The sequence below is a fragment of the Gordonia sp. DT30 genome (genome assembly GCF_049844915.1).
Lineage (GTDB): Bacteria > Actinomycetota > Actinomycetes > Mycobacteriales > Mycobacteriaceae > Gordonia.
On the sequence record NZ_JBNCLY010000055.1, the window covers coordinates 1 to 1,466 of the forward strand.

At 63.6% G+C, this 1,466-nt stretch carries 1 protein-coding gene; it reads left to right on the forward strand.

Going from position 1 to position 1,466, the window contains the following annotated elements:
* Positions 1–287: 287 nt before the first annotated feature.
* A complete protein-coding gene (locus ACLQ3C_RS21390; protein WP_425707103.1) occupies positions 288–1,352 on the forward strand; it encodes a polymorphic toxin type 15 domain-containing protein in 1,065 nt (354 codons plus the stop codon).
* Positions 1,353–1,466 lie beyond the last annotated feature (114 nt).

Below are 1,466 nucleotides of genomic sequence, written 5' to 3' on the forward strand. Positions count from 1 at the left end.
GGACGCGTCGGGACGGGCCGCGTGAGGACACTCCGGGCGAGAAGAGTGGTGAGCACGGGGATGCTGGGCGGGCCGGTGTGCGTGGGGAGGGCGACGATGGTCGCGGGTTGGGGTCGCGGCGTTCTTCTGCTGATGATGCTGATGCCGGTTCGGATGGCCCGCATGTCGGAGACGGTGGAGATTCGCGCGCTGGTGGGCACCGAGTCGGTGAGGATGAGGCTGCTCGGCTGGGTGAGGAGCCGAGCGATGCGCCGGTTACGGCGGAGCCTGAAACCCCGTGGCCGATCATGGATGCGGCGACAAAGGCGGCGAACCGACAGCACATCGAGTCTGTGGTGGATGAGGCGCGCTCTGCGAGCGACGCTCGTGCTCGGGCGGACGCCGATCTAGCCGATGCAATGCAACGGGGTGATGCCCGGGAGGTCACGGCTGCGGAGAGGCGGTTGCAACAGGCGCGTGGCCGCGAACGCGGGGCACACGCGCGGATGTGGTCGGAACTTGATGACAAATACACCGAAAAGCGTGACATCAGCTTCGCACGTAGACCGGGTGGAGACGATGCGGGATACCCGCGGTTGCGGGTTGGTGACGATGGTCTGCCTGAGGTCGTTCCGGACCGGACTGCGTCGCCGGACGTGGCTGAGCGGCGTGAGTCGCTTGCCAACGCCCTTGCACGGGCTCGTAATGAGGCCGAGGACAACGGGCTTGGGACCGATCCGGAGAAGGTTTGTGGCGATCAGCGTGACCGGCATCGAGCTGAGTTGCGTGAGCTGGAGCGTGCTCGTCACACCGAGGAGCTCGAACAATCGGATATCGACACCGCGAGTCGCGACAGCGCAGCGCACGGCGAGGATTTGACGTACCTTCTCAAGAATCCGTATCGCTACCTGGGTGAAGGTGCCGACAGGCAGGAAGCTGCTGGGCAGCTCGATGCTCAGCGCCACGGCATGGAAACGCGGTCCGTAGACGAGTTGCTCGAGGCGATCGATACGTACGATGGAACCCGCGAGGCGACGGCTGGACTCCGCAGCGAGCTACGGAAACAGCTGCGCGACCGTTGTTTCGATGCACTTGTTGGGGAAGGAATCAGCCCGGAGACTGCGGAGGAGGTGGCTGAAGCGTATGCCGATGTGCAGTTGTATGGCAGTGGGTCGGATCAGGTGATCACGCACAATAACGATCAGGTGGCGGGTGGTCGTCGGTCGGCGTCGACGTATGGTGACCGAGATGTGAATGGTGCGTTGGGGTCGACGAACCAGCAGGAGAAGGCGGCGCTTCGGGCGTGGTTGCAGGACCTGTCGTTGCGTGGTTTCGGCAACTGTGCGATCTATGTCAGGTTTGCGCCTGGTTGACGCGGTTTCGTTGTCGGTGGTGGTCGGTAGATTAGTGGTCTGATCAGAAGGAGGTTCGGTATGGCGCCGCGGGATTTGGATGAGTTGGTGGACTGGTTTGCGCGGACGAAACCG